This window comes from Pseudomonas sp. NPDC089996 (assembly GCF_044748405.1).
Lineage (GTDB): Bacteria > Pseudomonadota > Gammaproteobacteria > Pseudomonadales > Pseudomonadaceae > Aquipseudomonas.
Map to the genome: position 1 here is coordinate 23883 of NZ_JBIVGA010000015.1, position 25571 is coordinate 49453.

The window sequence follows — 25571 nt, forward strand, 5'->3', positions numbered from 1 at the left end:
GCAAAGTCGCAAGGTTCTTCATAGTCATACCGCAGCCACTACCACGGCGCCCAGCACCAGCACGGCGCCGACGGCGATCGAGGCGGTGTACCAGCGCAGCTGGCCGGTCTCGGTCTTGCTCATGGCGACGTTGCCGCCGCGAGCCATGCGAGGAATCAGGCCGATGCTGCGGTCCACCGGGTCCTTGCGCAGGATGTGGCAGATCAGCAGGTAAGGTTTGACGAACAGCTTGTCGTAGATCCAGTCGAAGCCCCAGGCGGCGAACCACCAGGCTGACAGGACGCGACCGATACCGCTGTTGGCGACCGCGCTGACGAAGCTGCGCTTGCCCAGGAACAGCAGGGCCGACAGCAGGATACCGGCGATGGCGATGGCACCGGAGGTGATCTCCAGCGCGTGCTTGGCTTCGCCACCGGCATGGCCGGCGCTTTCTGGCAGCACACCGGCCAGTGGCGGGGTGATCCAGGCGCCGACGAAGGTCGACAGCACGATAAGCACGCCCAGCGGCAACCAGTGGCTGATGCCGTGGCCCGCGTGGGCTTCGGTCTTGGCTTCGCCGTGGAAGGCGATGAAGATCAGACGGAAGGTGTACAGCGAGGTCATGAACGCACCGACGAGACCTGCGTACAGCAGGCCGGTGTTGCCGCTGGCGAAGGCTTCCCAGAGGATCTCGTCCTTGGAGTAGAAGCCCACGGTCACGATCGGCAGGGCCGCCAGGGCAGCACCACCGACCACGAAGCTGGCGTAGGCCAGCGGCAGTTTCTTCCACAGGCCGCCCATCTTGAAGATGTTCTGCTCGTGGTGGCAGGCAACGATTACCGCACCGGAGGCAAGGAACAGCAGCGCCTTGAAGAAGGCGTGGGTCATCAGGTGGAAGATCGCCGCATCCCAGGCACCGACGCCCAGGGCCAAGAACATGTAGCCGATCTGGCTCATGGTCGAGTAGGCGAGGATACGCTTGATGTCGGTCTGCACCAGCGCGGCGAAGCCGGCCAGTACCAGGGTCACGCCACCGACGACGCCCACCAGGTGCAGGATGTCCGGCGCCAGCAGGAACAGGCCGTTGGTACGGGCGATCAGGTACACGCCCGCGGTCACCATGGTTGCGGCGTGGATCAGTGCCGAAACCGGGGTCGGGCCCGCCATCGCGTCGGCCAGCCAGGTCTGCAGTGGCAGCTGGGCCGATTTACCGACAGCACCGCCCAGCAGCATCAGGGTAGCCAGCACCATCCAGGTGTCGCCCGCCTGGAACTTCTGCGGCGCCAGCACCAGCAGCTCCTGCACGTTCAGGGTACCCAGCTGGGCGAACAGGATGAACAGGCCGATGGCCATGAACACGTCGCCGATGCGGGTGACGATGAATGCCTTGAGTGCCGCGTTACCGTTGTTGCGGTTGCTGTAGTAGAAACCGATCAGCAGGTACGAGCACAGGCCCACGCCTTCCCAGCCGAAGTAGATGAACAGCAGGTTATCGCCAAGGATCAGGAACAGCATGCTGGCGATGAACAGGTTGGTGTACGAGAAGAAGCGCGAGTAACCGGCTTCGCCACGCATGTACCAGGACGCAAACAGGTGGATCAGGAAGCCGACACCGGTGACCACGCCGAGCATGGTGACGGACAAGCCGTCGACATACAGGGTGAAGTTGGGTGCAAAGCCATCCACCGACATCCACTGCCACAGCAGCTGGCTGTACGCGCCGCCCTCGGGCGGGGCGACGTTGAATTGCCAGATGACGTAGGCGGCCACGGCGGCCGAAAGGCCGACCGAACCGACGCCGATCAGCGCGGACAGGTTCTCCGAGAACCGCCCGCGCGAGAACGACAGCAGCAGGAAGCCGATGAGGGGGAAGACGAAAGTCAGGAAGATAAGGTTCATCCGCGCATCTCACTGGCAGCATCGATGTCGAGAGTGTGGAAGCGGCGATACAGCTGCAGCAGGATCGCCAGGCCAATGCTGGCCTCGGCGGCTGCCAGGCTGATCACCAGAATGAACATCACCTGGCCGTCGGGCTGGACCCAACGGGCACCGGCGACGATGAACGCCAGGGCAGAGGCGTTCATCATGACTTCCAGGCTCATGAGCACGAAGAGGATGTTGCGGCGGACCATCAGGCCAACCAGACCTAAGCAGAACAGGATGCCGGCGACTGCCAGACCGTGCTCGAGAGGGATAGCACCCATGATTTACTCCTTCGCCTCGTTGCGGCCCAGGTGGAAGGCGGTGACGGCTGCAGCCAGCAGCAGCATCGACGCCAGTTCGACCACCAGCAGGTACGGGCCGAACAGGCTGATACCCACTTCTTTCGCGCTGACAGTGGTACCGCTGATGGCCGCGCCGCTCGGGGCGACGAACAGCACATACAGCAGTTCCAGCAGCAGCAGGGCAGCCAGGATCACCGGCCCGGCCCAGATGCCGGGCTTGAGCCAGCCTCGTTCCTGGGCGACCGAAGCCGGCCCGAGGTTGAGCATCATCACCACGAACACGAACAGCACCATGATGGCGCCGGCGTAGGCGATCACTTCCAGGGCGCCGGCGAACGGCGCACCCAGGGCGAAGAAGATCATCGCGACGGAAATCAGCGAGATGATCAGGTAAAGCAAGGCGTGCACGGGGTTGGTGCCGGTCACCACCCGAAGGGTGGAGACCACGGCGATCCCGGATGCGAAGTAGAAAGCGAATTCCATCTTTCTGTCCTTATGGGAGCAAGCTCTTCACGTTGATCGGCTCGGCTTCGTTCTGTGCAGAGCCCTTAGGCTTGCCAGCGATCGCCATACCCGCAACACGGTAGAAGTTGTAGTCAGGGTTCTTGCCGGGGCCGGAGATCAGCAGATCTTCCTTCTCGTACACCAGGTCCTGACGCTTGAACTCGGCCATTTCGAAATCCGGAGTCAGCTGGATCGCGGTGGTCGGGCACGCTTCCTCGCACAGGCCGCAGAAGATGCAGCGCGAGAAGTTGATGCGGAAGAACTCCGGGTACCAGCGGCCGTCCTCGGTCTCGGCCTTCTGCAGCGAGATGCAGCCGACCGGGCAGGCCACCGCGCAGAGGTTGCACGCTACGCAGCGCTCCTCGCCATCGGGGTCGCGGGTGAGGACGATGCGGCCGCGATAGCGCGGCGGCAGGTACACGGGTTCTTCGGGGTACTGCAGGGTGTCGCGCTTGCGGAACCCGTGGGAGAACACCATTGCCAGGCTGCGCAGCTGGGTGCCGGTGCCCTTAACGATGTCGCCGATATACTTGAACATGGGTCAAATCCTCACTGGGCCGCGACGGCTGGCGTGTTGTAGAGCACGATCGCAGCGGTCACCAGCAAATTGATCAGGGTCAGCGGCAGGCAGAACTTCCAGCTGAAGTCCATCACCTGGTCATAGCGTGGGCGCGGGATCGAGGCGCGCAGCAGGATGAACAGCATGATGAAGAACGCGGTCTTCAGGGCGAACCACAGGAACGGCAGTTGCGGCAGGATGCCGAACGGGCCGTGCCAGCCGCCGAAGAACAGGGTTACCAGCAGCGCCGAGATGAGGATGATGCCGATGTACTCACCGACGAAGAACATGCCCCATTTCATGCCGGCATACTCGATGTGGTAGCCGTCGGCCAGTTCCTGTTCCGCTTCCGGCTGGTCGAACGGGTGACGGTGGGTCACGGCGACGCCAGCGATGAAGAAGGTGCAGAAGCCGAAGAACTGCGGAATGATGAACCACAGGTTCTGCGCCTGGTATTCAACGATGTCACGCATGTTGAACGAACCCACCTGCACCACCACGCCCATCAGCGCCAGGCCCAGGAACACCTCGTACGACACGGTCTGTGCCGAGGCACGCAAGCTGCCCAGCAGGGCGTACTTGTTGTTCGACGACCAGCCGGCGAACAGCACCGCGTAGACCGACAGCCCGGCCATGGCGAAGAAGAACAGCAGGCCGATGTTCAGGTCGGCGACGCCCCAGCCCGGTGAGATCGGGATGATCGAGAAGCCGATCAGCAGGGCGCTCATGGCCACGACTGGCGCCAGGGTGAAGATCATGCGATCGACGAAGGGCGGGTTCCAGTCTTCCTTGAAGAACATCTTCAGCATGTCGGCAGCGATCTGGAACATGCCGAACGGGCCGACGCGGTTTGGGCCGTAACGGTCCTGCCACCAGCCCAGCAGGCGCCGCTCGACGAAGCTGAGCAGGGCGCCGCAGACCACCACGGCCAGCAGCACCACGATCGCCTTGACGACCTGGATGATCACATCGATCACTTCGGGGGTGAACCAGCTCATTGTGCTGCCTCCTGCAGACCTTCGACGGGTGCACCGAAGATGGCAGGCGGGATGCCGGCCAGGCCTTTGGGCAACGCAACCAGGCCGGCGCCCAGCTCTTCATTGATGCGCAGCGGCAGGCGCAGGGCCACACCGGCCACGTTCAGGCTCAGCAGGGCGCCGTCGTTGACACCCAGGCGGTCGGCTTCGGACTTGGCCAGGCCGACGTAGGCGGCCGGGATGCGCTCCTGCACCGGGGCGGCGCGCGAGGAGCTTTCTTCGCTGCCGAACAGGTGGAAGAACGGCACCGCCGTCCAGGTGCCACGGGCCGGGTTGAACGCGCCCGGGATGGCGTTGAACCAGTTCAGGCGATCGCCTTGCGATTCGATCAGGCGCACGCCAGGGTCACCGGCACGCAGGTGGCCACCGACCTCGTCCTGGAACTTGTTCCAGGCTTGCGGCGAGTTCCAGCCCGGCGACCAGGCGAACGGCACTTGCTGGCGCGGTTCGGCCGAGCCCGAGTAGCCTTCCATGGAGAAGGCGAACGCGGTGTCCTTGTCCTGCGGGGTACGCGGCTCGTGCACACTGATGTTGGCGCGCATGGCGGTACGGCCGGAGTAGCGCAGCGGCTCACGGGCCAGCTTCATGCCCTTGATGCGGAACGCGGCGCTTGGCGCAGCGTTGACGATGCCGGCCAGTTGTGGGGCGGCTTCGGCGCAGGCGCTGGTGACGTGGTCCAGCTGGGTCCAGTCGACCGGTTTGTTGAGCAGGGTGGCACGCAGGGCGTGCATCCAGCGCCAACCTTCGTGAACCAGGATGCTGCTGTCCAGGTACTGCGGGTCGAACACCTGGAAGAAGCGCTGGGCACGGCCTTCCTGGCTGACCAGGGTACCGTCACCTTCGGCGAACGAGGCTGCCGGCAGCACCAGGTGGGCACGGTCGACGGTCGGGGTTTTCGAGTGGTCGGCGACGATCACCACCTTGGCAGCTGCCAGGGCAGCATCGACCTTGGCGGCCGATACACGGGCGTAAAGGTCGTTTTCCAGCACGACGATGGCGTCGGCCTTGCCGCTGATGACCGCGTCCAGCGCGGCATCCACGGATTCGCCACCCATCATGGCCATGCCGAGGCTGTTGGCCTCAGGCACCACCAGGCTCAGCGAGCCGTTCTTCTCGCGCAGCTTCAGGGCCTTGGCGATGTTGGCGGCGGCTTCGATCAGTGCCGGGTCTGCCAGCGAAGTACCAGCAACCACCAGCGGGCGCTTGGCCGCGACAAGGGCGTCGGCGATACGCTGGGCCAGGGCCTTGGCTTCGTCGTCCAGGCCGGCGACTGCCGGTGCGCTCGGGTCGATGGCGTGGGCCACGGCGAAACCGATGCGGGCGAGGTCAGCGGGGGCGGCGTGCACACATTCTTCGGCAACGTCGTCCAGCTTGGTTTCAGCCAGCGAGGCGATGAACAGCGGGTACAGCGCATGCTGGCCGATGTTCTTCACCGCAGCGTCGAGCCACGGTTGAACCTTCATGGCTTCGGCCATTGCCTCGGCCTTGCCCTTGGTGGACTGGCGCACGGCCAGGGCAACGCGGGCTGCGGTCTGGGTCAGGTCTTCACCGAGCACGAACACGGCGTCGTGGTCTTCGATGTCGCGCAGGGTCGGCACCGGCAGCGGGCTGTTGTTCAGCACGTCGAGGGCCAGGCGCACGCGGGCCAGTTCGCCCGCTTCCATACCGGAGTAGAAGTAGTCGGCGCCGACCAGCTCACGCAGGCCGTAGTTGCTCTCGAGGCTGGCACATGGCGAGCCGATGCCGACGATGGTGCGGCCGCGCAGCAGGTCGGCGGCCTTGTCCAGTGCGGCGTCCAGGCTCAGCTTGGTGCCGTCGGCCAGGTGTGGCTGGCGTGGGCGGTCCTTGCGGTTGACGTAGCCGTAGCCGAAGCGGCCGCGGTCGCACAGGAAGTACTGGTTTACCGAGCCGTTGAAGCGGTTCTCGACCCGGCGCAGTTCGCCGTAGCGCTCGCCCGGGCTGATGTTGCAGCCGCTGGAGCAGCCGTGGCAGATGCTCGGGGCGAACTGCATGTCCCACTTGCGGTTGTAGCGCTCGGAGTGGGTCTTGTCGGTGAACACGCCGGTCGGGCAGACCTCGGTCAGGTTGCCGGAGAACTCGCTCTCCAGCACGCCGTCTTCGACGCGGCCGAAGTACACGTTGTCGTGGGCGCCATACACGCCCAGGTCGGTACCACCGGCGTAGTCCTTGTAGTAGCGCACGCAGCGGTAGCAGGCGATGCAGCGGTTCATCTCATGGGCGATGAACGGGCCGAGGTCCTGGTTCTGGTGGGTACGCTTGGTGAAACGGTAACGGCGCTCGTTGTGGCCGGTCATTACCGTCATGTCCTGCAGGTGGCAGTGACCGCCTTCCTCGCACACCGGGCAGTCGTGCGGGTGGTTGGTCATCAGCCATTCGACGACGCTGGCGCGAAACGCCTTGGACTCTTCATCCTCGATGGAGATCCAGGTGCCGTCGGAGGCAGGGGTCATGCAGGACATGACGATACGACCGCGGGTGTCGTTCTCGTCGGTGTACTGCTTGACCGCACACTGCCGGCAGGCGCCGACGCTACCAAGCGCCGGGTGCCAGCAGAAATAAGGGATGTCGAGGCCGAGCGACAGACACGCCTGTAACAGGTTGTCTGCACCGTTGACTTCGAGCGCTTTGCCGTCTACGTGGATAGTGGCCATTGTTCAAAGTTCTTCGTTGGCCCGCGTGAGCGGGCGTGGCTAATGGAAATCGGTGAGCTTGCGACACGCCACGATCACTCGGGCCTGCCGGCAAACTGGCGAGTGGCACGGACCACCCGCCTAATCATCTTGTTATGCGCCGACCACGATCGGTTTGGCCAGGTTTGGGCGCAGGGCGTCACCAGCGGATGCTGGCGCAACCCCGGCCTCGAACTCGGACCGGAAGTATTTGATGGCACTGCCCAGCGGCTCGACGGCACCCGGTGCGTGAGCACAGAAGGTACGGCCTGGGCCGAGGAAGTTGACCAGCCCCAGCAGCGTCTCGATGTCTTCGGCGCGGCCCTGGCCGTTCTCCAGCGCGCGCAGCATCTTCACGCTCCACGGCAGGCCGTCACGGCATGGGGTGCACCAGCCGCACGACTCGCGGGCAAAGAATTCTTCCATGTTGCGCAGCAGCGAGACCATGTTGACGCTGTCGTCGACCGCCATGGCAAGGCCCGTACCCATACGGGTGCCGACCTTGGCGATGCCACCGGCGTACATCTGCGCGTCGAGGTGCTCGGGCAGCAAAAAGCCGGTACCGGCGCCGCCTGGCTGCCAGCACTTGAGCTTGAAGCCGTCGCGCATGCCACCGGCGTAGTCTTCGAACAGCTCGCGGGCGGTAACGCCGAACGGCAGCTCCCACAGGCCCGGGTTCTTCACCTTGCCGGAGAAGCCCATCAGCTTGGTGCCGTGGTCTTCGCTGCCTTCACGGGCCAGCGACTTGTACCAGTCGTTGCCGTTGGCGACGATGGCCGGGACGTTGCACAGGGTTTCGACGTTGTTCACGCATGTCGGCTTGCCCCACACGCCAACGGCGGCAGGGAAGGGCGGCTTGGAGCGCGGGTTGGCGCGGCGGCCTTCCAGCGAGTTGATCAACGCGGTTTCTTCACCGCAGATGTAGCGCCCGGCACCGGTGTGCACGAACAGCTCGAAGTCGAAACCGCTGCCCAGGATGTTCTTGCCCAGCAGGCCTGCGGCCTTGGCTTCATCGATGGCGCGGTTGAGGTTCTTCGCTGCAGTGGTGTATTCGCCACGCAGGAAGATGTAACCACGGTAGGCCTTCAGGGCGCGGGCGCTGATCAGCATGCCCTCGACCAGCAGATGGGGCTGTTGCTCCATCAGCATGCGGTCCTTCCAGGTGTTCGGCTCCATTTCGTCCGCGTTGCACAGCAGGTAGCGGATGTTCATGGATTCGTCTTTGGGCATCAGGCCCCACTTCACGCCAGTGGGGAAACCTGCGCCACCACGGCCCTTGAGGCCGGAATCCTTGACGCTCTGCACGATGTCGTCGGCGGACATGTCGGCCAGCGCCTTGCGCGCGGCGGCATAGCCGTTCTTCGACTCGTACTCGGCCAGCCAGACCGGCTCGCCGTCATCACGCAGGCGCCAGGTCAGCGGGTGGGTTTCGGCCGAGCGCGCGATGCGGTTGGCCGGGCCGAAGGAAGTAATGGTCATACGTAACCCTCCAGCAGTTTGGAAACGCCAGCCGGCTGCACGTCACCGAAGGTGTCGTCGTCGATCATCAGCGCCGGGGCCTTGTCGCAGTTGCCCAGGCAGCACACCGGCAGCAGGGTGAAGCGCCCGTCGGCGGTGGTCTGGCCCAGGCCAATGCCCAGCTCGGTCTGGATCTGGCTGACCACGGACTCGTGGCCGCCGATGTAGCAGACCATGCTGTCGCACACGCGGATGATGTGGCGGCCAACCGGCTGACGGAAGATCTGGCTGTAGAAGGTGGCGACACCTTCGACGTCGCTGGCCGGGATGCCCAGCACGTCGCCGATCGCATGGATGGCGCCGTCCGGCACCCAGCCACGTTCCTTCTGGACGATCTTCAGGGCTTCGATGGACGCCGCGCGCGGGTCCTCGTAGTGGTGCATTTCGTGCTCGATGGCCGAGCGCTCGGTTTCGCTCAGGGCGAAACGGTCTGTCTGGATAAGCGTGCTGTTCATGCTTAGCGGTCCACGTCAGCCATAACGAAGTCGATACTGCCCAGGTACGCAATGAGGTCGGCGACCATGCTGCCTTTGATCACCGAAGGGATCTGCTGCAGGTGCGGGTAGCTCGGGGTACGGATCCGAGTGCGGTAGCTCATGGTGCCGCCATCGCTCGTCAGGTAGTAACTGTTGATGCCCTTGGTCGCCTCGATCATCTGGAACGACTCGTTGGCCGGCATGACCGGGCCCCACGAGACTTGCAGGAAGTGCGTGATCAGGGTCTCGATGTGCTGCAGGGTGCGCTCTTTGGGCGGCGGCGTGGTCAGCGGGTGGTCCGCCTTGTACGGGCCTTCCGGCATGTTGCGCAGGCACTGGTCGATGATGCGGATACTCTGGCGCATCTCCTCGACACGGACCATGCAGCGATCATAGGCATCGCCGTTGTGGGCCAGCGGTACTTCGAACTCGAAGTTCTCGTAGCCGGAGTATGGGCGCGCTTTACGCAGGTCGAAGTCGCAACCGGTGGAACGCAGGCCGGCACCGGTGGTACCCCATTCCAGCGCTTCCTTGGTGTTGTACGCGGCAACGCCAATGGTACGGCCCTTGAGGATGCTGTTCTGCAGGGCAGCCTTGGTGTACTCGTCGAGGCGCTTGGGCAGCCATTCGACGAAGTCCTTGACCAGCTTGTCCCAGCCGCGCGGCAGATCGTGGGCGACGCCACCGATACGGTACCAGGCCGGGTGCAGGCGGAAACCGGTGATCGCTTCGATCACGGTGTAGGCGCGCTGGCGGTCGGTGAAGGTGAAGAACACCGGGGTCATGGCGCCGACGTCCTGGATGTAGGTGCCCAGGAACAGCAGGTGGCTGGTGATGCGGAAGAACTCGGCCAGCATGATGCGAATCACGTCGACCTTCTGCGGCACCTGGATGCCGGCCAGCTTCTCGACCGCGAGCACGTACGGCAGGTTGTTCATCACCCCGCCGAGGTAGTCGATACGGTCGGTGTAGGGGATGAAACTGTGCCAGGACTGGCGCTCGGCCATTTTTTCGGCGCCACGGTGGTGGTAGCCGATGTCCGGTACGCAGTCGACGATCTCTTCACCGTCCAGCTGCAACACGATACGGAAGGCACCGTGGGCCGAAGGGTGGTTCGGGCCGAGGTTGAGGAACATGTAGTCCTCGTTGGCGCCCTGGCGCTTCATGCCCCAGGCTTCCGGGTTGAAGCGCGCCGACTCCTCTTCAAGCTGCTGCTTGGCCAGGGTCAGGCTGTAGGGGTCGAACTCGGTGGCACGGGCCGGGTAGTCCTTGCGCAGTGGGTGACCTTCCCAGGTCGGCGGCATCATGATGCGGCTCAGGTGCGGGTGGCCGGCAAAGTCGATGCCGAACATGTCCCAGACTTCGCGCTCGTACCAGTTGGCGTTCGGCCAGATACCGGTCACGGTCGGCAGGTTCAGGTCGCCTTCGCTGAGCGACACCTTGATCATCACATCGCTGTTACGCTCGACCGACAGCAGGTGGTAGAACACACTGAAGTCGGCGGCTGGCAGGCCACGGCGCTGGGTGCGCAGGCGCTCGTCGACGCCGTGCAGGTCGTACAACATGCTGTACGGCTTGGCCACGCCGCGCAGGAAGCTGAGCACTTCCTTGAGCTGGGCGCGCTTGACCCACAGCACGGGCATGCCGGTGCGGGTTTCCTGGGCGACGAATGCGTCGGCGCCAAAACGGTTGTGCAGTTCGACGACCACATCCTGGTCGTCTGCCTTGTAGGGCGGAATGAAAATAGCGTTGTCCGCTGTCATGGTCTCGGTCGCTTTGGGTCAGCGTTAAGAATGAAGCCAGGCCGCCGGCTCCTTGGGGAGCGGGCGGCAGGTCGCTGGATCAGACTTCGTCGGGGCTGCGCAGGTTGGTTACCGCAATGCGCTGTTCACGACGCAGGTCTTTCTGGGCTGGCATCTCGGCACGGTAGATGCCTTGATCACCAACCACCCAGGAAAGCGGGCGTCGTTCTTGGCCGATCGACTCCTGCAGCAGCATCAAGCCTTGCAGGAATGCCTCGGGGCGCGGCGGGCAGCCAGGCACGTAGACGTCCACGGGGAGGAACTTGTCGACCCCCTGAACGACCGAGTAGATGTCGTACATGCCACCGGAGTTGGCGCACGAACCCATGGAGATGACCCACTTCGGCTCGAGCATCTGCTCGTACAGGCGCTGGATGATCGGCGCCATCTTGACGAAGCAGGTACCGGCGATGACCATGAAGTCGGCCTGACGCGGCGAGGCCCGGATGACTTCGGCGCCGAAGCGGGCGATGTCGTGGGGTGCCGTGAAGGCCGTGGTCATTTCCACGTAGCAGCAGGACAGGCCGAAGTTGTACGGCCAGAGGGAGTTCTTGCGACCCCAGTTGACCGCGCCACGCAGCACATCTTCGAGTTTCCCCATGTAGATGTTCTTGTGGACCTGGTCTTCGAGCAGTTGGTCGGTGACGGTTTCCCGATCACCTACCGGGTATTGCTCGTTGGGCGCATCCGGATCGATTCTGGTGAGATTGTATTGCATTGCCAAAGCCTCATTGTTTCAGCTTCGCTTGCCGCTTGCGGCGACCTTCGGGTGCCCAGTCAAGAGCTCCGACGCGCCATAGGTAGACAAGACCTGCCAACAGAATTGCTATGAAAACGAGTGCTTCGACGAATCCGGTCCAGCCGCTTTCGCGGACAGACACAGACCATGCATACAGGAAGAGGGCTTCGATATCGAAGATCACGAACAGCATCGCGACCAGATAGAATTTGGCGGACAGGCGCAGGCGGGCGCTGCCGACGGGCAGCATGCCGGATTCGAAGGGTTCGTTCTTGGCGCGGCCCCAAGCCTTGCTACCGAGCAGGCTGGAGAGGCCGAGCATGAAGGCACACAGGCCGACGACACCCAGAAGGAAGATGGCAAAGCCCCAGTTGTGGGCGATGAGTCCTGCCGAATCGGACATGCTAGAAATCCTTATACAGAGACCCAGCTCTGCAGTCTGAAATAAGTAGAGCGGCGACGTGGTGTCGCAGGTGCAGTGACCAAATGTCGCAGCTGAATCAATCGCGCTGATTTTATGGGTAAACCCGGCGCAAGTACAATTTCCATTGCAAATTTATTCGTAGCATTTAGAACAAAATCCGCGTCTAACTGGCTGAAACCCTTGGAATTAGGGGATTGCGTGCGGTTTTGTTAATTATGTTTCTTGCGACTGGTAACGAATTACAACTATCGTAATGATAATTAATATCATTTGGCCTGGTGCGTTCTAATTTGGCTGTTCTGCACCTTGATAAGTTCATCTGCAAATCTCCCCTGCTTGCAAATGCGAAAGACTCGTGTTCTAGCAGGTTCCGACACCGCGAGTACCGCTCTGGGTCAATACTTTATCGGTTGAGCCATGACGAGCCGACGAAGCGATTGCCCACTGGCCAAGCCAGTAGGCGAGGATGATCAGGTATGGCGCGGCAGCGAACGGCCTGGCGAAGCGGTCGATGCCGATCAGGCTGTCGGAGAATACGAACAGACAGGCGCCCAATGCGGCAACACCGCCGCAGGCCAGCGAGCGCCAGAGCATGGCGCTGATGGCCAGCGCGTAGACCGCGACCGGGGCCAGCAGCGGGCCAAGGCCGTGGCTGGCCAGCACGCTGAACAGGGTGATGCCGGTGATGGCGCTCAACAGCAGCGCGGGCAGGGCGGGGCGCAGGGTCTTGCCGCAATAGGCGCGCAGGTAGGCCAGGTGGGCGCAGAGGAAGGCGGCCAGGCCGAACACGAACAGGTCGACGGGGATGGCCAGGAGGATGTCGCCCAGTACCGAGAACGCCAGGCCGATGGTGATCCAGCGACGATAGGGTGTGACGGGCGCGGTGTATAGCCAGGCAATCAATGCCAACACTGGAATGGGCTTGGCCAGCAAGCCGAGCAGGGCGTTGTCGCTGGCCAGTGTATATAGATAGAGGGCGCCGGCGGCCAGGGCGAGCATCATCAGGTGGCTTGGACGGGGCATGGGCGGTCCTTGCTGCTGGGCTGCCACAAGCATAGCCCTGATCCTGGGGTTTGCGTTCTCAGGTCCGTTGCAATCCTTGTAGGAGCGGCCTTGTGTCGCGAAAGGGCTGCATAGCAGCCCCAGCAATTGATGCCATTGCTCAAGATCCTGGGGCTGCCGTGCAGCCCTTTCGCGACACAAGGCCGCTCCTACAAGTCCTCTGTAGCCCAAAAAGAAAGGCCCGAGGCTTTTGCAAGCCCCGGGCCTCGGTCAGCAACCCACTATCAGTGGAACTGCTCTTCCTCGGTCGAACCGGTCAGCGCAGTCACCGACGAAGCCCCACCCTGAATAACGGTGGTCATGTCGTCGAAGTAGCCGGTACCGACTTCCTGCTGGTGCGCCACGAAGGTGTAACCCTTGCTGGCGTCGGCGAATTCCTGCTCCTGCAGCTTCACGTAGGCGGTCATGTCGTTGCGGGCGTAGTCGTGCGCCAGGTTGAACATGCCGTGCCACATGTTGTGGATGCCGGCCAAGGTGATGAACTGGTGCTTGTAGCCCATGGCCGACAGCTCGCGCTGGAACTTGGCGATGGTCGCGTCGTCCAGGTTCTTCTTCCAGTTGAAGGAAGGCGAGCAGTTGTACGACAGCAGCTGGTCCGGGTACTCCTTCTTGATGGCTTCGGCGAAGCGGCGGGCTTCGTCCAGGTCCGGCTTGGCGGTCTCGCACCAGATCAGGTCGGCGTACGGGGCGTAGGCCAGGCCGCGGGCGATGGCCTGGTCGAGGCCGGCACGCACCTTGTAGAAGCCTTCACGGGTACGCTCGCCGATCACGAACGGCTGGTCGTACGGGTCGCAGTCGCTGGTCAGCAGGTCGGCAGCGTTGGCGTCGGTACGGGCCAGGATGATGGTCGGCACACCCGATACGTCGGCAGCCAGGCGCGCGGCCACCAGCTTCTGCACGGCTTCCTGGGTCGGTACCAGTACCTTGCCACCCATGTGGCCGCATTTTTTCACCGAGGCCAGCTGGTCTTCGAAGTGCACGCCGGCGGCGCCCGCTTCGATCATGTTCTTCATCAGCTCGTAGGCGTTCAGTACGCCGCCGAAACCGGCTTCGGCGTCGGCCACGATTGGCGCGAAGTAGTCGATGTAGCCGTCATCACCTGGGTTCTTGCCGGCTTTCCACTGGATCTGGTCGGCGCGGCGGAAGGCGTTGTTGATGCGCTTGACCACGGTCGGTACCGAGTCGACCGGGTACAGCGACTGGTCAGGGTACATGGACTCGGCCGAGTTGTTGTCGGCGGCAACCTGCCAGCCAGACAGGTAGATGGCCTGGATGCCGGCCTTGACCTGCTGCACTGCCTGGCCACCGGTCAGGGCGCCCATGCAGTTGACGAAATCTTTATCTGGGCGGAAGGACGGGTGGGCACCTTCGGTGACCAGCTTCCACAGTTTTTCCGCACCCTGGCGGGCAAAGGTGTGCTCAGGTTGCACGGAGCCACGCAGGCGAACGACATCGGCGGCGGTGTAGGTACGGCTCACGCCTTTCCAGCGCGGGTTCTCGGCCCAGTCTTTCTCGAGGGCTGCAATTTGCTGTTCGCGTGTCAGTGCCATGGAAATAAACCTCGTCGCATCGATCTTGGGTTGATTGTGCTGATGCTCGGGGCAGATCAGGGACCTGGCGGCTGTCCTGTCCGGGGGAGTGCGGCGGCGAACGCGAAGGCTCGAAGGGGAAGGAGGTGCAGGCCAGGCGCAGGTGTGCTCCGGCAGGTCGGCTCGTGGTTGCCTTGCTGCGGTGCGACGCGATTGCCAGTACTGCGGTGATGCGCTTCCGTCCCTCGGGACAACTTCTTCGTTGCAGTCGCAATCCCGTCGAACCGCCTTGTGGGCCGTATAGACACGAGGTGCCTCCAGGGGTGGGAGGAGTACGCCTCGAAGGCCCTTGCCAGGGCCCCTGATTAGCGGGAGCGAGGCCATCATGCCCTTGGGAAAAAGACCCTGTCAACGGTTTTGTAGTGCTTTTTTCGTCTTACTACATCTTTGGTCTAGTGCGACTTGGTGGTCAGTTTCAAGGCCTTTGGTCGAGGCCTTGAATTGTCTGGGATCAGTCCAGAACGTCGACTTTTACGCGCAAAGTCATGTTTTCACCCCGTTGCGTGCTGTAGGTACGGCTTGACGGGTTGCGCTCGGCTTGGCTCTGCTGGTTGTAACCGGCCAGGGTGATCCACTCGCCGAGCCTTCCGCTGATTGTCGTGTCGGTACTTTGCACTTTCACTACATCGGCACGTTCATGGCTCATTCGGTCATTATTGGTGCTTATTTGCAGACGAACCGTGTCGCCACTCAGGCTCGGTGTGACGTAGAAGCCCTGGGTTACATTTCGGTATTCGGTGTTGCTCTGGATGCGCCCGTAGCCGTCGGTGCTGGTGCTGGTGATCGGGATGCTCTGGCCGATCTGGATCAACGCGGGCTGGCCTTCACTGGCCTGGATTTGCTGCATGCCGCCGTCGCGGTTGCTGGTGCCGTAGCGGATGACCTGGCCGTTGCCACGGTTGTCCTGGTAATTACTGTCGTTGTTGTCGACGCTGATCAGCAGGCGTTTGGGCGCGGTGTCCAGCTGTTGCAGCAGGGCGCGCAGGTCGTCGACGCGTTCGGGGCTGGCGTTGACGATCAGTTTGTTCTCGAAGGCGCTGACCGTGCCGTCGCGGCCGATGAAGGCCTGGGCGGCGGGCAGCAGTTCGGCGCTGCTGCGATGCTGCAGGGGCACCACCTCGGTGGCGGCCTGGGCCGTGAGGCTAGCTGCCAGCAGCAGGGCAGTGAGGAGGGGGCGTAGCGGCATGTCCATGATCTCCGCAGGTGGAATCAACATGATGGCAAATTTGTCAGGAGTTTGCCGGGCCTGGATCACAGCTGGCCGCCTGCAGGTCTGCCAGGGACGGGAGGAGGGTGTTTTATCTTCTTTTATCTTGTAGGCTATAAATTATAGTTGGAAAGATAATTGAGGATAATGGCATGTCACCCTCTCGTCCGCTGCTGCGTCGCGATCAGTTGGCCAAAACCCTGGCCAAGGACTTGGCCGGTGAGTCGCTGGTCGATTACAGCTCGGGTATGTTCCTGGCTGCACCTCGGCGTACCGGCAAAAGTACCTTCCTCAACAACGACTTCATCCCTGAGTGCGTGCAGCGTGGCTGGCTGCCGGTGTATGTCGACCTGTGGTCGGACCGCGATGCTGCCCCGGCCGACCTGATCAGCGGTGCGATCGGCACCGCGCTGGGCGGTTTCGAAAGTGCGCTGGCCAAGGCCGCGAAGAAAGCGGGCATCGACAAGATCAACCTGCTGCGTACCCTCAGCTGGGACTTCACCCGCCCACAACTGCCAGCCGGTACCACCTTGGCCCAGGCGCTTGCGGTGCTGCACCAGGTGTCAGGGCAGATGGTGGTGTTGATCATCGATGAAGCGCAGCACGCGCTCAACAGTGAAGATGGCCTCAATGCCATGTTCGCCCTCAAGGCGGCACGCGACCATCTCAATCGTGGAGACCGCCCGGACGGTCTGCGCCTGGTGTTCACCGGGTCCAGCCGCGACAAGCTCGCCAACCTGGTGCTCAAGAGCAAGCAGCCATTCTTCGGTGCCAGCATTACCCCGTTCCCGTTGCTGGGGCGCGAGTATGTCGGCTTCATTACCGAACTGTGGAACCGCCGCCTGGCGGACAGCAACCAGTTCAAGGCCGAGGACTTGGAATACGCTTTCGAGTTGGTGGGGCGGCGGCCGGAAATGCTCAACAAATTGTTGGCCGAGGTCAGTGTGGGATTGGGCGAGGCGGCCAACCTGGGTGAGTTGTTGCGCACCGGAGCGCTCAATCACCAGGCAGGGGTGTGGAGTGACTACGAAAGTGCCTGGAATGAGCTTTCACCCTTGCAACAGGCGGTGCTTGAAGTCATGGCCGAACGCGCACAGGGCCGGCAGCCGTTCTCGCCGTTCACCGAGCAGACCTTGATCGATGTCGCACGCAAGCTGGAGCAGGCCCGGGCTGAAGCCAATGCCAGCACGCCCAACGTGCAGAAGGCCCTGGATGCCCTGCGCGACAAGGAGCTGGTGTGGAAGGCCAACCGGGGCGAATACGCCCTGGAGGACGCATCCATGGCGCAGTGGCTGACCCGCACAGGCCGATGACACGCCTTGCGGTGGCCGCTGTCAGACAAATTCCGTAACATCGCGCCCTTGTTTTTCCGTACCGTCCGCCTGGACCGCACCACAGGATGCCCATGAAACCCGCCCGACTACGCGCCGACCTGCTCGCCGGCCTGACTACCTCGTTCGCCTTGGTGCCCGAATGCATTGCCTTCGCCCTGGTGGCTCACCTCAACCCATTGATGGGCCTGTATGGCGCCTTCATCATCTGCACCCTGACAGCGCTGTTCGGCGGCCGCCCGGGGATGATCTCCGGTGCCGCAGGCTCGATGGCGGTGGTGATCGTCGCCCTTGTGGTGCAGCACGGTGTGCAATACCTGCTGGCCACGGTGCTGCTGGGCGGGGTGGTGATGATCCTGTTCGGCCTGCTACGCCTGGGCAAGCTGGTGCGGCTGGTGCCGTACCCGGTGATGCTCGGTTTCGTCAACGGCCTGGCGATCGTCATCGCCATGGCTCAGCTCGAGCATTTCAAGGACGGGGAGCACTGGCTCAGCGGTGCACCGCTTTACCTGATGATCGGCCTTGTGGCGTTGACCATGCTGGTGGTCTACGCGCTGCCGAAATTAACCCGCGCGGTACCGCCGGCGCTGGTGGCAATCCTCGGAGTTGGCGTGCTGGTGTACCTGCTCGACCTGCCGACCCGCACCCTTGGCGACATGGCGCACATTGCCGGTGGCTTGCCGCAGCTGGCCCTGCCGCAGGTGCCGTGGAGCCTGGAAACCCTGAAGATCATCGCCCCCTATGCGGTACTGATGGCCATGGTCGGCCTGTTGGAAACCCTGCTGACGCTAAACCTTACCGATGAAATTACCGAGAGCCGCGGCTACCCGGACCGCGAATGCGTGGCCCTGGGCGCAGCCAACATGATCTCCGGCCTGTGCGGTGGCATGGGTGGCTGCGCGATGATCGGCCAGACCGTGATCAACCTCAGTTCCAACGGCCGTGGCCGGTTGTCGGGCGTGGTAGCCGGGGTGATGATCCTGCTGTTCGTACTGTTCCTGTCGCCGCTGATCGAGCGCATCCCGCTGGCGGCGCTGGTCGGGGTGATGTTCGTGGTGGCCCAGCAGACCTTTGCCTGGGCATCGCTGCGGGTGCTGCACAAGGTGCCGGTGAGCGATGTGCTGGCGATCATCGCAGTGACGGTGGTGACAGTGTTCACCGACCTGGCCACGGCGGTGTTGTTCGGGATCGTCATCGCGGCGGTGAATTTTGCCTGGCAGCATGCCCGTGAGCTTTATGCAGACAGCCACGAAGACGGGGAAGGGGGTAAGCATTACCAGGTGCATGGCACGCTCTTCTTCGCCTCGACCACGCCGTTCCTGAACCAGTTCGACCCGGCTAATGATCCCGCCAAGGTCACGCTGGATTGCCAGCACTTGAGCTTTGTCGATTATTCGGCGATTGCGGCATTGAAGACCCTGCGCGAGCGTTATGCCAAGGCGGGCAAGCATCTGCGCGTGGTGCACTTGTCGGAGCGCTGCAAGAAGCTGCTGAAGCGGGCTGGCGAGCAGCACTGAAGCCTCGGCCGCAGGTACGGTCTTTGTGGGAGCGGCCTTGCGTCGCGAAAGGGCTGCAGCGCAGCCCCAGGATTCAGGCGTTGATGCATGAATTGCCGGGGCCGCTTTGCGGCCCTTTCGCGACGCAAGGCCGCTCCCACAGGGGGCGCACCGAACTCAGGCTTCTCCGCGGTTCTTCTTGACGATGGCATCGGCAATGCTCGCCGGTGCCTCGGCATAGCGGGTGAACTCCATCGAGAAGCTGGCCCGCCCCTGGGTCATCGAGCGCATCGAAGTGGCATAGCCGAACATCTCACCTAGCGGTACTTCGGCGCGGATCACCTTGCCAGCGGGTGTCTCGTCGCCATCCTGGATCATCCCGCGACGTCGGCTCAAGTCGCCGAGGATATCGCCCTGATACTCCTCGGGTGTCACCACCTCGACCTTCATCACCGGCTCCAGCAACACCGCGCCGCCTTTCTGCGACAGCTGCTTGGTGGCCATGGACGCCGCGATCTTGTAGGCCATCTCGTTGGAGTCGACGTCATGGTAGGAGCCGTCGAACACTGCCGCCTTCAGGTTGATCAGCGGGTAGCCGGCCAGCACGCCGTTCTTCATCTGCTCCTCGATACCCTTCTGGATCGCCGGGATGTATTCGCGCGGCACCACGCCGCCGACGATCTCGTTGATGAATTCCAGGCCTTCCTTGCCTTCATCGCCAGGGGCGAAGCGGATCCAGCAGTGGCCGTATTGGCCGCGCCCGCCGGACTGGCGAACGAAGCGGCCCTCGATCTCGCAGGTGTTGCGGATCTTCTCACGGTAGGCCACTTGCGGCTTGCCGATGTTGGCCTCGACGTTGAACTCGCGTTTCATGCGGTCGACGAGAATGTCCAGGTGCAACTCACCCATGCCGGAGATGATCGTCTGGCCGGTTTCTTCATCGGTGCGCACGCGGAACGACGGGTCTTCCTGGGCCAGCTTGCCCAGGGCGATGCCCATCTTCTCCTGGTCGCCCTTGGTCTTGGGCTCCACCGCCACCGAGATCACCGGGTCGGGGAAGTCCATGCGTTCCAGAATGATCGGCTTGTCCATGTCGCACAGGGTGTCGCCAGTGGTGACGTCCTTCATGCCGATCAGCGCAGCGATGTCACCGGCGCACACATCCTTGATCTCGGCGCGCTGGTTGGCATGCATCTGCACCATGCGGCCGATGCGTTCCTTCTTGCCCTTCACCGAATTGAGCACGGCGTTGCCTGAGCTGAGCACGCCGGAATACACCCGGGCGAAGGTCAGGGTGCCGACGAAGGGGTCGGTGGCGATCTTGAAGGCCAGGGCAGAGAACGGCTCCTTGTCGTCGGCGTGACGCTCCAGGTGCTTTTCTTCGTCATCCGGGTCGGTGCCCTTGATCGCCGGGATTTCCGAGGGCGCGGGCAAGTAGTCGATCACCGCGTCGAGCATCAGCGGTACGCCCTTGTTCTTGAACGACGAGCCGAGAATGGTCGGGACGATTTCATTGGCGATGGTGCGCTGGCGCAAGGCAGCCTTGATTTCATCGACGCTCAGCTCCTCGCCGTCGAGAAACTTCATGGTCAGCTCATCATTGGCTTCGGCGGCGGCCTCGATCATGTGCGCGCGCCATTCGTCGGCCAGTGCCTGCAGTTCGGCAGGGATGTCTTCTTCGCGATAGCTGGTGCCGTTGTCGGCGTCGTTCCAGTAAATGGCCTTCATCTTCACCAGGTCGATCTGGCCGATGAAGTTCTCCTCGCTGCCGATGGCCAGCTGGATCGGCACCGGGTGGTGGCCCAGGCGCTGGTCGATCTGTTTCACCACTCGCAGAAAGTCGGCACCCTGGCGGTCCATCTTGTTGATGTAGGCCAGGCGCGGCACGTGGTACTTGTTGGCCTGGCGCCAGACCGTCTCCGATTGCGGCTCGACGCCGTCGGCGCCGCTGAACACCACCACCGCGCCATCGAGCACGCGCAGCGAGCGCTCCACCTCGATGGTGAAGTCGACGTGGCCGGGGGTGTCGATGATGTTGAAGCGGTACTTGTCGGCGAACTGCTTGGTCGAGCCCTGCCAGAAGGCCGTGGTCGCCGCCGAGGTGATGGTGATGCCGCGCTCCTGCTCCTGGGCCATCCAGTCCATGGTCGCGGCGCCATCGTGCACCTCGCCCATCTTGTGGTTGACCCCGGTGTAGAACAGGATGCGTTCGGTGGTCGTGGTCTTGCCGGCGTCCACGTGGGCGACGATACCGATATTGCGGTACAGCTCGATGGGCGTTGTACGGGCCATGGCGGACTACCTGCGGATGGGCGGATTCCCCCACGTTAGCAGACGGACAGAATCCTGCCGTGCCGCCGGGCCGTCAGTCAGCCTGGGCTTGCAGCATCCACTGGCCGTCGACTTCACGGGCCAGGCCGCAGGCTGGCAGCAGGGCCAGCAGGCGCTCGTGCAGGGCGGCTTCGGTGAAGGTCTTGAGGGTGGCCAGGTCCAGCGCGCCGATCAGGCTCAGGTCGGCCTTGGTGTATGACAGCCAGGCCTTTTTCAGCACCTGAGCGACGTCGCTGCCGGCGGTGCTGGCAAAGCGGCGGTGCCACGGGCGGCCTTCGAAGCTGAAGTTGTGGGCGTGGCTGTAGGCGCCTTCGTCGCTGCCTTCGGCGCAACGGTAGCAGCGGCACGAGCCTTCGCCAAAGGCATTGCGCAGGTAGCTGTTGAAGTCCACGACGGGCTTGAGGGTCAGGCGTTTGTCGACCTCGAACAGGTCGGCGATCAGGGGTTCTTCGGCGCTCACTCAGGTGTCCTCGTGTGGTGTGGCGTGCATCGGCGGGCACCCTAACAGATCGGGGCATCTTTTGCAGGCCCGGCCTCTGCGCTGTTGCAGGGGCGGGCTTGTCCCGCGAAGAGGCCACTAGAGACAACAGAGACCGCCTGCCGTACTCTACGCGCCCATACACCCTGACACCCTTTGAGGTAACCCCGCTTGAGCACCCAGTACCCTTACACCGCCACCGTGACCATCAGCGCCGAAGACCGTGGCGGTGACACCGAAGCCTCGGAAAACCCGGGCATGCGCGTCGGTCTGGAAGCGGTGACCGAAACCCTGAAGAAGGTGCATTTCGTCGGTACGCTCGCGGCCCCCGAAAAAACCGCCACGCACATCTGCGTGACCCTCGAGAACGGCCTGACCTACTACGGCCCGATCGTCAACGGCCACGCCGAGCTCGAAGGCGGCTGGATCGCCTTCGAGTCCGACATGCTCACCCCTGAAGAACTGGGCCTGTAAGGCTCAGCTCAGCTCGGCCAGGCACTGCTCGAGGATATCCAGCCCTTCCTCGAGTACCTTGGCCTCGATGGTCAGCGGTGCCAGCAGACGAATGATGTGCCGCGCCTTGCCGCTGGGCATCAGCAGCAACCCCCTGGCGCGCGCTGCGTCCATCACCTTGGCCAGCTGGGCGGGCGCCGGGCTGCCATCGGCATTGATGAATTCGATGCCGCGCATGGCACCGGTGCCGGTCAGGCGGCCGATGTACGGGCTCAGGCCGGCAGCCTTCCAGCGGGCGTGGCGGCCAACGATCGCTTGTTCCTGGCGCTCACCCCAGGTGGCGACGTTCTCGTCGGTCATCTGTGCCAGGCTCGCCAGTGCCGCCGCACAGGCGATCGGGTTGCCCGAGTAGGTGCCGCCCAGGCCGCCCTTGGGCAGCGCTGCCATCAAGTCTTGACGCCCGACCAATGCACCCAGCGGCATGCCGCCGGCGATGCTTTTTGCCAGCAACAGCAAGTCCGGTTCTATCCCCAAGCGCGGGAAGGCGAAGCGTTGGCCGGTGCGGCCAAAGCCGGACTGGATCTCGTCGATGATGATCAGGATTGCGCGTACGTCGCAGAAGCGCCGCAGCGCCTGGGCGAACGCAGGGTCCAGTGCGAGGAAGCCGCCTTCGCCTTGTACGGGTTCGAAGATGAATGCCGCCACGTCCTCCACTGCCAGTTCGACGCTGAACAGGCGGTCCATGGCCTTGAGCGCCTGCTCGCAGGTAACGCCAGTGTCGGCGCTGGGGTAGGGCAGGTGGTACACCGGCCCCGGCAGTTCGCCGACCCGCTGCTTGTAGGGCGCGACCTTGCCGTTGAGGTTCAGGGTGGCCAGAGTGCGGCCGTGGAAGCCACCATCGAAGGCGATGATGGCGCGTTTGCCGGTGGCGCCGCGGGCGACTTTCAGGGCGTTTTCCGCTGCCTCCGCGCCACTGTTGGTGAGCATGCCGGCCAGCGGGTAGCTGACCGGGACGAACTGGCGCAGGCGCTCCATCAGCTCCAGATACGGGCCATGAGGGGCGGCGTTGAACGCGTAGTGGGTCAGGCGGCTGGCCTGGGCCTGGATCGCCTCGACCACGGCCGGGTTGCAGTGGCCCAGGTTGAGCACCCCGATACCGCCGACAAAGTCGATGTAGCGTTTGCCGTCGGTATCCCAGACTTCGGCATTGCGGCCATGGGAAAGTGTGATCGGATGAACGATGGCAATGGATTGACTGATACTTTCCAGCTTCATGGACGCGTCGACCTTGTTCAAGTTTCTTAATATCCAAGCGCGCCGTCGTATTATTTCGCAAACGAATTATTTGATTGCAGTCATTCCCTGGATTCATGACCTAGCGGATTTTATGCTGTTCATAATCGGTCTTATGGCTGGTGATAGGGCGGTTCAAGACAATATTCAATCCCGCCTCAGTACGAATATCGAGAAATAAGGCTCGAGTTCATTCCGTACTGGAATCATGTGCTTCTAAAAGGTCGTTTGTTGACCTCGCCCTGTAGATGAATACTGACCTCGAACAACGATGACGACCGGTACGGCGAAGTGGAGGAAAGTGCGCGACCGGCGACATAAAACAACAACAACGAGCACTACGACCTACAAGAATTCTGCTCCAATTCTTCAGCCGTCGACGGATACAGAGCCGTACGCCGGCCGACCCATTCGAGGGTTCTCCATGGCTTCGCTACACAACAACAAACAGCGTTCCTTGCAGCACGGCCTGACCTCGCGTCAGGTGTCGATGATTTCCATTGCCGGCATCATCGGTGCCGGCCTGTTCATCGGGTCTTCCAATGCCATTGCCACTGCAGGCCCGGCGATTCTCATCTCCTACGCCATGACCGGCCTTTTGGTATTGCTGGTGATGCGCATGCTTGGCGAAATGGCTATCGCCAACCCCAACAGCGGTTCGTTCTCCACCTACGCCTCCGAGGCCATCGGCCCGTGGGCGGGCTTCACCATCGGCTGGCTGTACTGGTGGTTCTGGGTGCTGATCATCCCGGTCGAGGCCATCGCCGGTGCAGACATCCTGCATGCCTGGTTCCCGGCGGTGCCGTCCTGGCTGTTCGCCTTCCTGATCATGGTTGTGCTGTCGGGCAGCAACCTGGTCAGCGTGAAGAACTTCGGTGCGTTCGAGTACTGGTTCGCGCTGGTCAAGGTGGTCGCGATCATCGCCTTCATCGGGGTCTGCAGCCTGGCCGTGTTCGGCTTCTGGCCGCTGGCCGAGGTATCCGGCATCAGCCGCCTGTGGGACAACGGCGGGTTCATGCCCAACGGTTTCGGCACCGTGCTCGGTGGCGTGCTGATCACCATCTTCTCGTTCTTCGGCGCCGAGATCGTCACCATTGCCGCCGACGAAACCGCCAACCCGAAAGACAAGATCCGCCGCGCCACCAACCTGGTGGTGTACCGCATCGCGATCTTCTACCTGGCGTCGATCTTCCTGGTGGTGTCGCTGGTGGCCTGGAACGACCCGAGCCTCAAAGCGGTGGGCTCGTTCCAGCGCGTGCTGGAAGTGCTGAACGTGCCGGGGGCCAAGTTGCTGGTCGACCTGGTGGTGCTTGTGGCCGTGACCAGCTGCATGAACTCCGGCCTCTACACGGCATCGCGGATGCTCTATTCACTGGGCGCCCGTGGCCAGGCGCTGAGCATGACCAGGCGCATTTCCGGTGCCGGCGTGCCGACCGTGGCGGTGATCCTCTCGACCCTGGCCGGTTTCGTCGGTTGCTTCGTCAACTATGTGCTGCCGGGCAAGGTCTTCGGCTTCCTGCTGTCTACCACCGGCGCCATTGCCTTGCTGGTGTACCTGGTGATCGCCGTGTCGCAACTGCGCATGCGCGCCCGTGCCGAACGGGAAGGGCGCCCGCTGGAACTGAAGATGTGGCTGTTTCCGTGGCTGACCTGGCTGGTGATCGGCACGATCGTCATGGTCCTGGGCTACATGCTGTTCAGCGATGCCTACCGCTACGAGACGCTGATGACTGCCGGCGTGACCTTTTTCATCCTGCTGGTGGCGCTGGCCCAGAAGCGCGGCAAGGTAGTTGCCCAGCCGGCTTGAGGTTTCTGCTTTAATGAGGGGCGTTTCGCGCCCCCATTCCAACAAGCGCAGGTAGCGTATGAACGACCCGACACCTTCCCTGCAAGCCCTCGCCGCCCCTGAAGGCACCTGCTACGGCTGCGGTAGCGCCCACCCTTCCGGCCTGCACCTGCAGAGTCACTGGGATGCCGACGGCATCCACGTGGTGTGCCGGCATACGCCAGATGCAACCTTCATCGGCTGGCCCGGCCTGGTCTATGGCGGCCTGCTGGCCATGCTGGTCGACTGTCACTCCAACTGGGCCGCCATGGCTTACCACTACCGCGCCGAAGGCCGCGAAGCGGGTAGCCTCCCGCGCATTGATTGTGTCACCGGCAGCCTCGGTCTGAACTACCTCAAACCTACGCCAATGGGCGTTGAGCTGCTGCTCAAGGCGCGCGTGGAAGGTGAGATCGGGCGCAAGACCCGGGTCATCTGCGAAGTCTGGGCTGGCGATGTGTTGACGGTCAGTGCCGACTCGGTGTTCGTGCGGGTGGACACCGAGAAGCTCAAGCTCAAGGCGCACGGTCAGGCCAGCTGATCAGCGGCAGGT

At 63.0% G+C, this 25571-nt stretch carries 22 protein-coding genes; 5 read left to right on the top strand and 17 right to left on the bottom strand.

What is annotated here, in order from left to right; all coding sequences use genetic code 11:
- Positions 1-24: 24 nt before the first annotated feature.
- The 14 genes from nuoL to ACIPW4_RS22560 form a co-directional block, all read right to left on the bottom strand.
- On the bottom strand, positions 25-1878 hold the full coding sequence (gene nuoL / locus ACIPW4_RS22495; RefSeq protein ID WP_400661590.1) for an NADH-quinone oxidoreductase subunit L: 1854 nt from the start codon (positions 1876-1878) through the stop codon (positions 25-27).
- Positions 1875-2183 carry an NADH-quinone oxidoreductase subunit NuoK gene (gene nuoK / locus ACIPW4_RS22500; RefSeq protein WP_008096201.1) on the bottom strand — a complete coding sequence of 103 codons (309 nt, stop codon included), beginning with the start codon at positions 2181-2183 and terminating at the stop codon, positions 1875-1877. Before nuoK ends, nuoL begins: the two co-directional genes overlap by 4 nt.
- Before the next feature lie 3 nt (positions 2184-2186).
- On the bottom strand, positions 2187-2687 hold the full coding sequence (gene nuoJ, locus ACIPW4_RS22505; RefSeq protein ID WP_400661592.1) for an NADH-quinone oxidoreductase subunit J: 501 nt from the start codon (positions 2685-2687) through the stop codon (positions 2187-2189).
- Between the two features lie 10 nt (positions 2688-2697).
- The gene (gene nuoI / locus ACIPW4_RS22510) at positions 2698-3246 is read right to left on the bottom strand and encodes an NADH-quinone oxidoreductase subunit NuoI (protein WP_003251442.1); all 549 of its coding nucleotides are present in this window, start codon (positions 3244-3246) and stop codon (positions 2698-2700) included.
- A gap of 11 nt (positions 3247-3257) precedes the next feature.
- Positions 3258-4265 carry an NADH-quinone oxidoreductase subunit NuoH gene (gene nuoH, locus ACIPW4_RS22515; RefSeq protein WP_400661594.1) on the bottom strand — a complete coding sequence of 336 codons (1008 nt, stop codon included), beginning with the start codon at positions 4263-4265 and terminating at the stop codon, positions 3258-3260.
- Entirely contained in the window at positions 4262-6976 is a 2715-nt protein-coding gene (gene nuoG / locus ACIPW4_RS22520; RefSeq protein WP_400661596.1) for an NADH-quinone oxidoreductase subunit NuoG, read from the bottom strand. The genes nuoH and nuoG overlap by 4 nt, the downstream gene beginning before the upstream one ends.
- A gap of 132 nt (positions 6977-7108) precedes the next feature.
- Positions 7109-8473: an NADH-quinone oxidoreductase subunit NuoF gene (gene nuoF, locus ACIPW4_RS22525; protein ID WP_400661597.1), complete on the bottom strand. Its 1365-nt coding sequence runs from the start codon at positions 8471-8473 to the stop codon at positions 7109-7111.
- Positions 8470-8967, bottom strand: coding sequence for an NADH-quinone oxidoreductase subunit NuoE (gene nuoE, locus ACIPW4_RS22530; protein WP_400661599.1), 498 nt, complete (start codon positions 8965-8967; stop codon positions 8470-8472). Before nuoE ends, nuoF begins: the two co-directional genes overlap by 4 nt.
- A gap of 2 nt (positions 8968-8969) precedes the next feature.
- Positions 8970-10751, bottom strand: a complete 1782-nt coding sequence (gene nuoC, locus ACIPW4_RS22535; protein WP_159411298.1) for an NADH-quinone oxidoreductase subunit C/D — start codon at positions 10749-10751, stop codon at positions 8970-8972.
- A gap of 79 nt (positions 10752-10830) precedes the next feature.
- The gene (locus ACIPW4_RS22540) at positions 10831-11508 is read right to left on the bottom strand and encodes an NADH-quinone oxidoreductase subunit B family protein (RefSeq protein WP_029614113.1); all 678 of its coding nucleotides are present in this window, start codon (positions 11506-11508) and stop codon (positions 10831-10833) included.
- A 10-nt stretch (positions 11509-11518) separates the two neighbouring features.
- Positions 11519-11932 (bottom strand): NADH-quinone oxidoreductase subunit A, encoded by a 414-nt coding sequence (locus ACIPW4_RS22545; RefSeq protein WP_011534614.1) that lies wholly within the window; start codon positions 11930-11932, stop codon positions 11519-11521.
- A gap of 381 nt (positions 11933-12313) precedes the next feature.
- The gene (locus tag ACIPW4_RS22550) at positions 12314-12976 is read right to left on the bottom strand and encodes a lysoplasmalogenase (RefSeq protein WP_400661603.1); all 663 of its coding nucleotides are present in this window, start codon (positions 12974-12976) and stop codon (positions 12314-12316) included.
- Positions 12977-13239: 263 nt separating this feature from the next.
- Positions 13240-14565 carry an isocitrate lyase gene (gene aceA, locus ACIPW4_RS22555; RefSeq protein ID WP_400661606.1) on the bottom strand — a complete coding sequence of 442 codons (1326 nt, stop codon included), beginning with the start codon at positions 14563-14565 and terminating at the stop codon, positions 13240-13242.
- Positions 14566-15055: 490 nt separating this feature from the next.
- Positions 15056-15820: a secretin N-terminal domain-containing protein gene (locus tag ACIPW4_RS22560; protein ID WP_400661607.1), complete on the bottom strand. Its 765-nt coding sequence runs from the start codon at positions 15818-15820 to the stop codon at positions 15056-15058.
- Positions 15821-15963: 143 nt separating this feature from the next.
- Between ACIPW4_RS22560 and ACIPW4_RS22565 the strand changes: the two genes are divergently transcribed.
- Both ACIPW4_RS22565 and ACIPW4_RS22570 read left to right on the top strand, forming a co-directional pair.
- Positions 15964-17124, top strand: a complete 1161-nt coding sequence (locus ACIPW4_RS22565; RefSeq protein WP_400661610.1) for a hypothetical protein — start codon at positions 15964-15966, stop codon at positions 17122-17124.
- 92 nt (positions 17125-17216) lie between these two features.
- Positions 17217-18659 (top strand): SulP family inorganic anion transporter, encoded by a 1443-nt coding sequence (locus ACIPW4_RS22570; RefSeq protein WP_400661613.1) that lies wholly within the window; start codon positions 17217-17219, stop codon positions 18657-18659.
- Between the two features lie 156 nt (positions 18660-18815).
- Here the strand turns inward: ACIPW4_RS22570 and fusA are convergent, their stop codons facing one another.
- Positions 18816-20930: an elongation factor G gene (gene fusA, locus ACIPW4_RS22575; protein WP_400661615.1), complete on the bottom strand. Its 2115-nt coding sequence runs from the start codon at positions 20928-20930 to the stop codon at positions 18816-18818.
- Between the two features lie 73 nt (positions 20931-21003).
- Positions 21004-21429: a hypothetical protein gene (locus ACIPW4_RS22580; RefSeq protein ID WP_400661617.1), complete on the bottom strand. Its 426-nt coding sequence runs from the start codon at positions 21427-21429 to the stop codon at positions 21004-21006.
- 189 nt (positions 21430-21618) lie between these two features.
- Here ACIPW4_RS22580 and ACIPW4_RS22585 point away from each other — a divergent pair, with 189 nt between their 5' ends.
- A complete protein-coding gene (locus ACIPW4_RS22585) occupies positions 21619-21921 on the top strand; it encodes a hypothetical protein (RefSeq protein ID WP_400661620.1) in 303 nt (100 codons plus the stop codon).
- A gap of 3 nt (positions 21922-21924) precedes the next feature.
- On the opposite strand, the gene ACIPW4_RS22590 is transcribed toward ACIPW4_RS22585, so the two are convergent.
- On the bottom strand, positions 21925-23175 hold the full coding sequence (locus ACIPW4_RS22590; RefSeq protein WP_400661622.1) for an aspartate aminotransferase family protein: 1251 nt from the start codon (positions 23173-23175) through the stop codon (positions 21925-21927).
- A gap of 442 nt (positions 23176-23617) precedes the next feature.
- Between ACIPW4_RS22590 and ACIPW4_RS22595 the strand changes: the two genes are divergently transcribed.
- Both ACIPW4_RS22595 and ACIPW4_RS22600 read left to right on the top strand, forming a co-directional pair.
- Entirely contained in the window at positions 23618-25000 is a 1383-nt protein-coding gene (locus tag ACIPW4_RS22595) for an amino acid permease (protein ID WP_400661624.1), read from the top strand.
- 58 nt (positions 25001-25058) lie between these two features.
- Positions 25059-25559 carry a PaaI family thioesterase gene (locus ACIPW4_RS22600; RefSeq protein WP_400661627.1) on the top strand — a complete coding sequence of 167 codons (501 nt, stop codon included), beginning with the start codon at positions 25059-25061 and terminating at the stop codon, positions 25557-25559.
- Positions 25560-25571: the final 12 nt, after the last annotated feature.

Excerpts from the sequence above, each read along its gene's own strand:
- ACIPW4_RS22590 (WP_400661622.1), bottom strand. The coding sequence starts at position 23,175 with ATGAAGCTGGAAAGTATCAGTCAATCCATTGCCATCGTTCATCCGATC.
- nuoH (WP_400661594.1), bottom strand. The coding sequence starts at position 4,265 with ATGAGCTGGTTCACCCCCGAAGTGATCGATGTGATCATCCAGGTCGTC.
- nuoG (WP_400661596.1), bottom strand. The coding sequence starts at position 6,976 with ATGGCCACTATCCACGTAGACGGCAAAGCGCTCGAAGTCAACGGTGCA.
- nuoE (WP_400661599.1), bottom strand. The coding sequence starts at position 8,967 with ATGAACAGCACGCTTATCCAGACAGACCGTTTCGCCCTGAGCGAAACC.
- ACIPW4_RS22595 (WP_400661624.1), top strand. The coding sequence starts at position 23,618 with ATGGCTTCGCTACACAACAACAAACAGCGTTCCTTGCAGCACGGCCTG.
- ACIPW4_RS22545 (WP_011534614.1), bottom strand. The coding sequence starts at position 11,932 with ATGTCCGATTCGGCAGGACTCATCGCCCACAACTGGGGCTTTGCCATC.
- ACIPW4_RS22570 (WP_400661613.1), top strand. The coding sequence starts at position 17,217 with ATGAAACCCGCCCGACTACGCGCCGACCTGCTCGCCGGCCTGACTACC.
- ACIPW4_RS22565 (WP_400661610.1), top strand. The coding sequence starts at position 15,964 with ATGTCACCCTCTCGTCCGCTGCTGCGTCGCGATCAGTTGGCCAAAACC.
- nuoL (WP_400661590.1), bottom strand. The coding sequence starts at position 1,878 with ATGAACCTTATCTTCCTGACTTTCGTCTTCCCCCTCATCGGCTTCCTG.
- nuoC (WP_159411298.1), bottom strand. The coding sequence starts at position 10,751 with ATGACAGCGGACAACGCTATTTTCATTCCGCCCTACAAGGCAGACGAC.
- fusA (WP_400661615.1), bottom strand. The coding sequence starts at position 20,930 with ATGGCCCGTACAACGCCCATCGAGCTGTACCGCAATATCGGTATCGTC.
- ACIPW4_RS22540 (WP_029614113.1), bottom strand. The coding sequence starts at position 11,508 with ATGCAATACAATCTCACCAGAATCGATCCGGATGCGCCCAACGAGCAA.
- nuoI (WP_003251442.1), bottom strand. The coding sequence starts at position 3,246 with ATGTTCAAGTATATCGGCGACATCGTTAAGGGCACCGGCACCCAGCTG.
- nuoF (WP_400661597.1), bottom strand. The coding sequence starts at position 8,473 with ATGACCATTACTTCCTTCGGCCCGGCCAACCGCATCGCGCGCTCGGCC.
- nuoK (WP_008096201.1), bottom strand. The coding sequence starts at position 2,183 with ATGGGTGCTATCCCTCTCGAGCACGGTCTGGCAGTCGCCGGCATCCTG.
- ACIPW4_RS22560 (WP_400661607.1), bottom strand. The coding sequence starts at position 15,820 with ATGTTGATTCCACCTGCGGAGATCATGGACATGCCGCTACGCCCCCTC.
- nuoJ (WP_400661592.1), bottom strand. The coding sequence starts at position 2,687 with ATGGAATTCGCTTTCTACTTCGCATCCGGGATCGCCGTGGTCTCCACC.
- ACIPW4_RS22600 (WP_400661627.1), top strand. The coding sequence starts at position 25,059 with ATGAACGACCCGACACCTTCCCTGCAAGCCCTCGCCGCCCCTGAAGGC.
- ACIPW4_RS22550 (WP_400661603.1), bottom strand. The coding sequence starts at position 12,976 with ATGCCCCGTCCAAGCCACCTGATGATGCTCGCCCTGGCCGCCGGCGCC.
- aceA (WP_400661606.1), bottom strand. The coding sequence starts at position 14,565 with ATGGCACTGACACGCGAACAGCAAATTGCAGCCCTCGAGAAAGACTGG.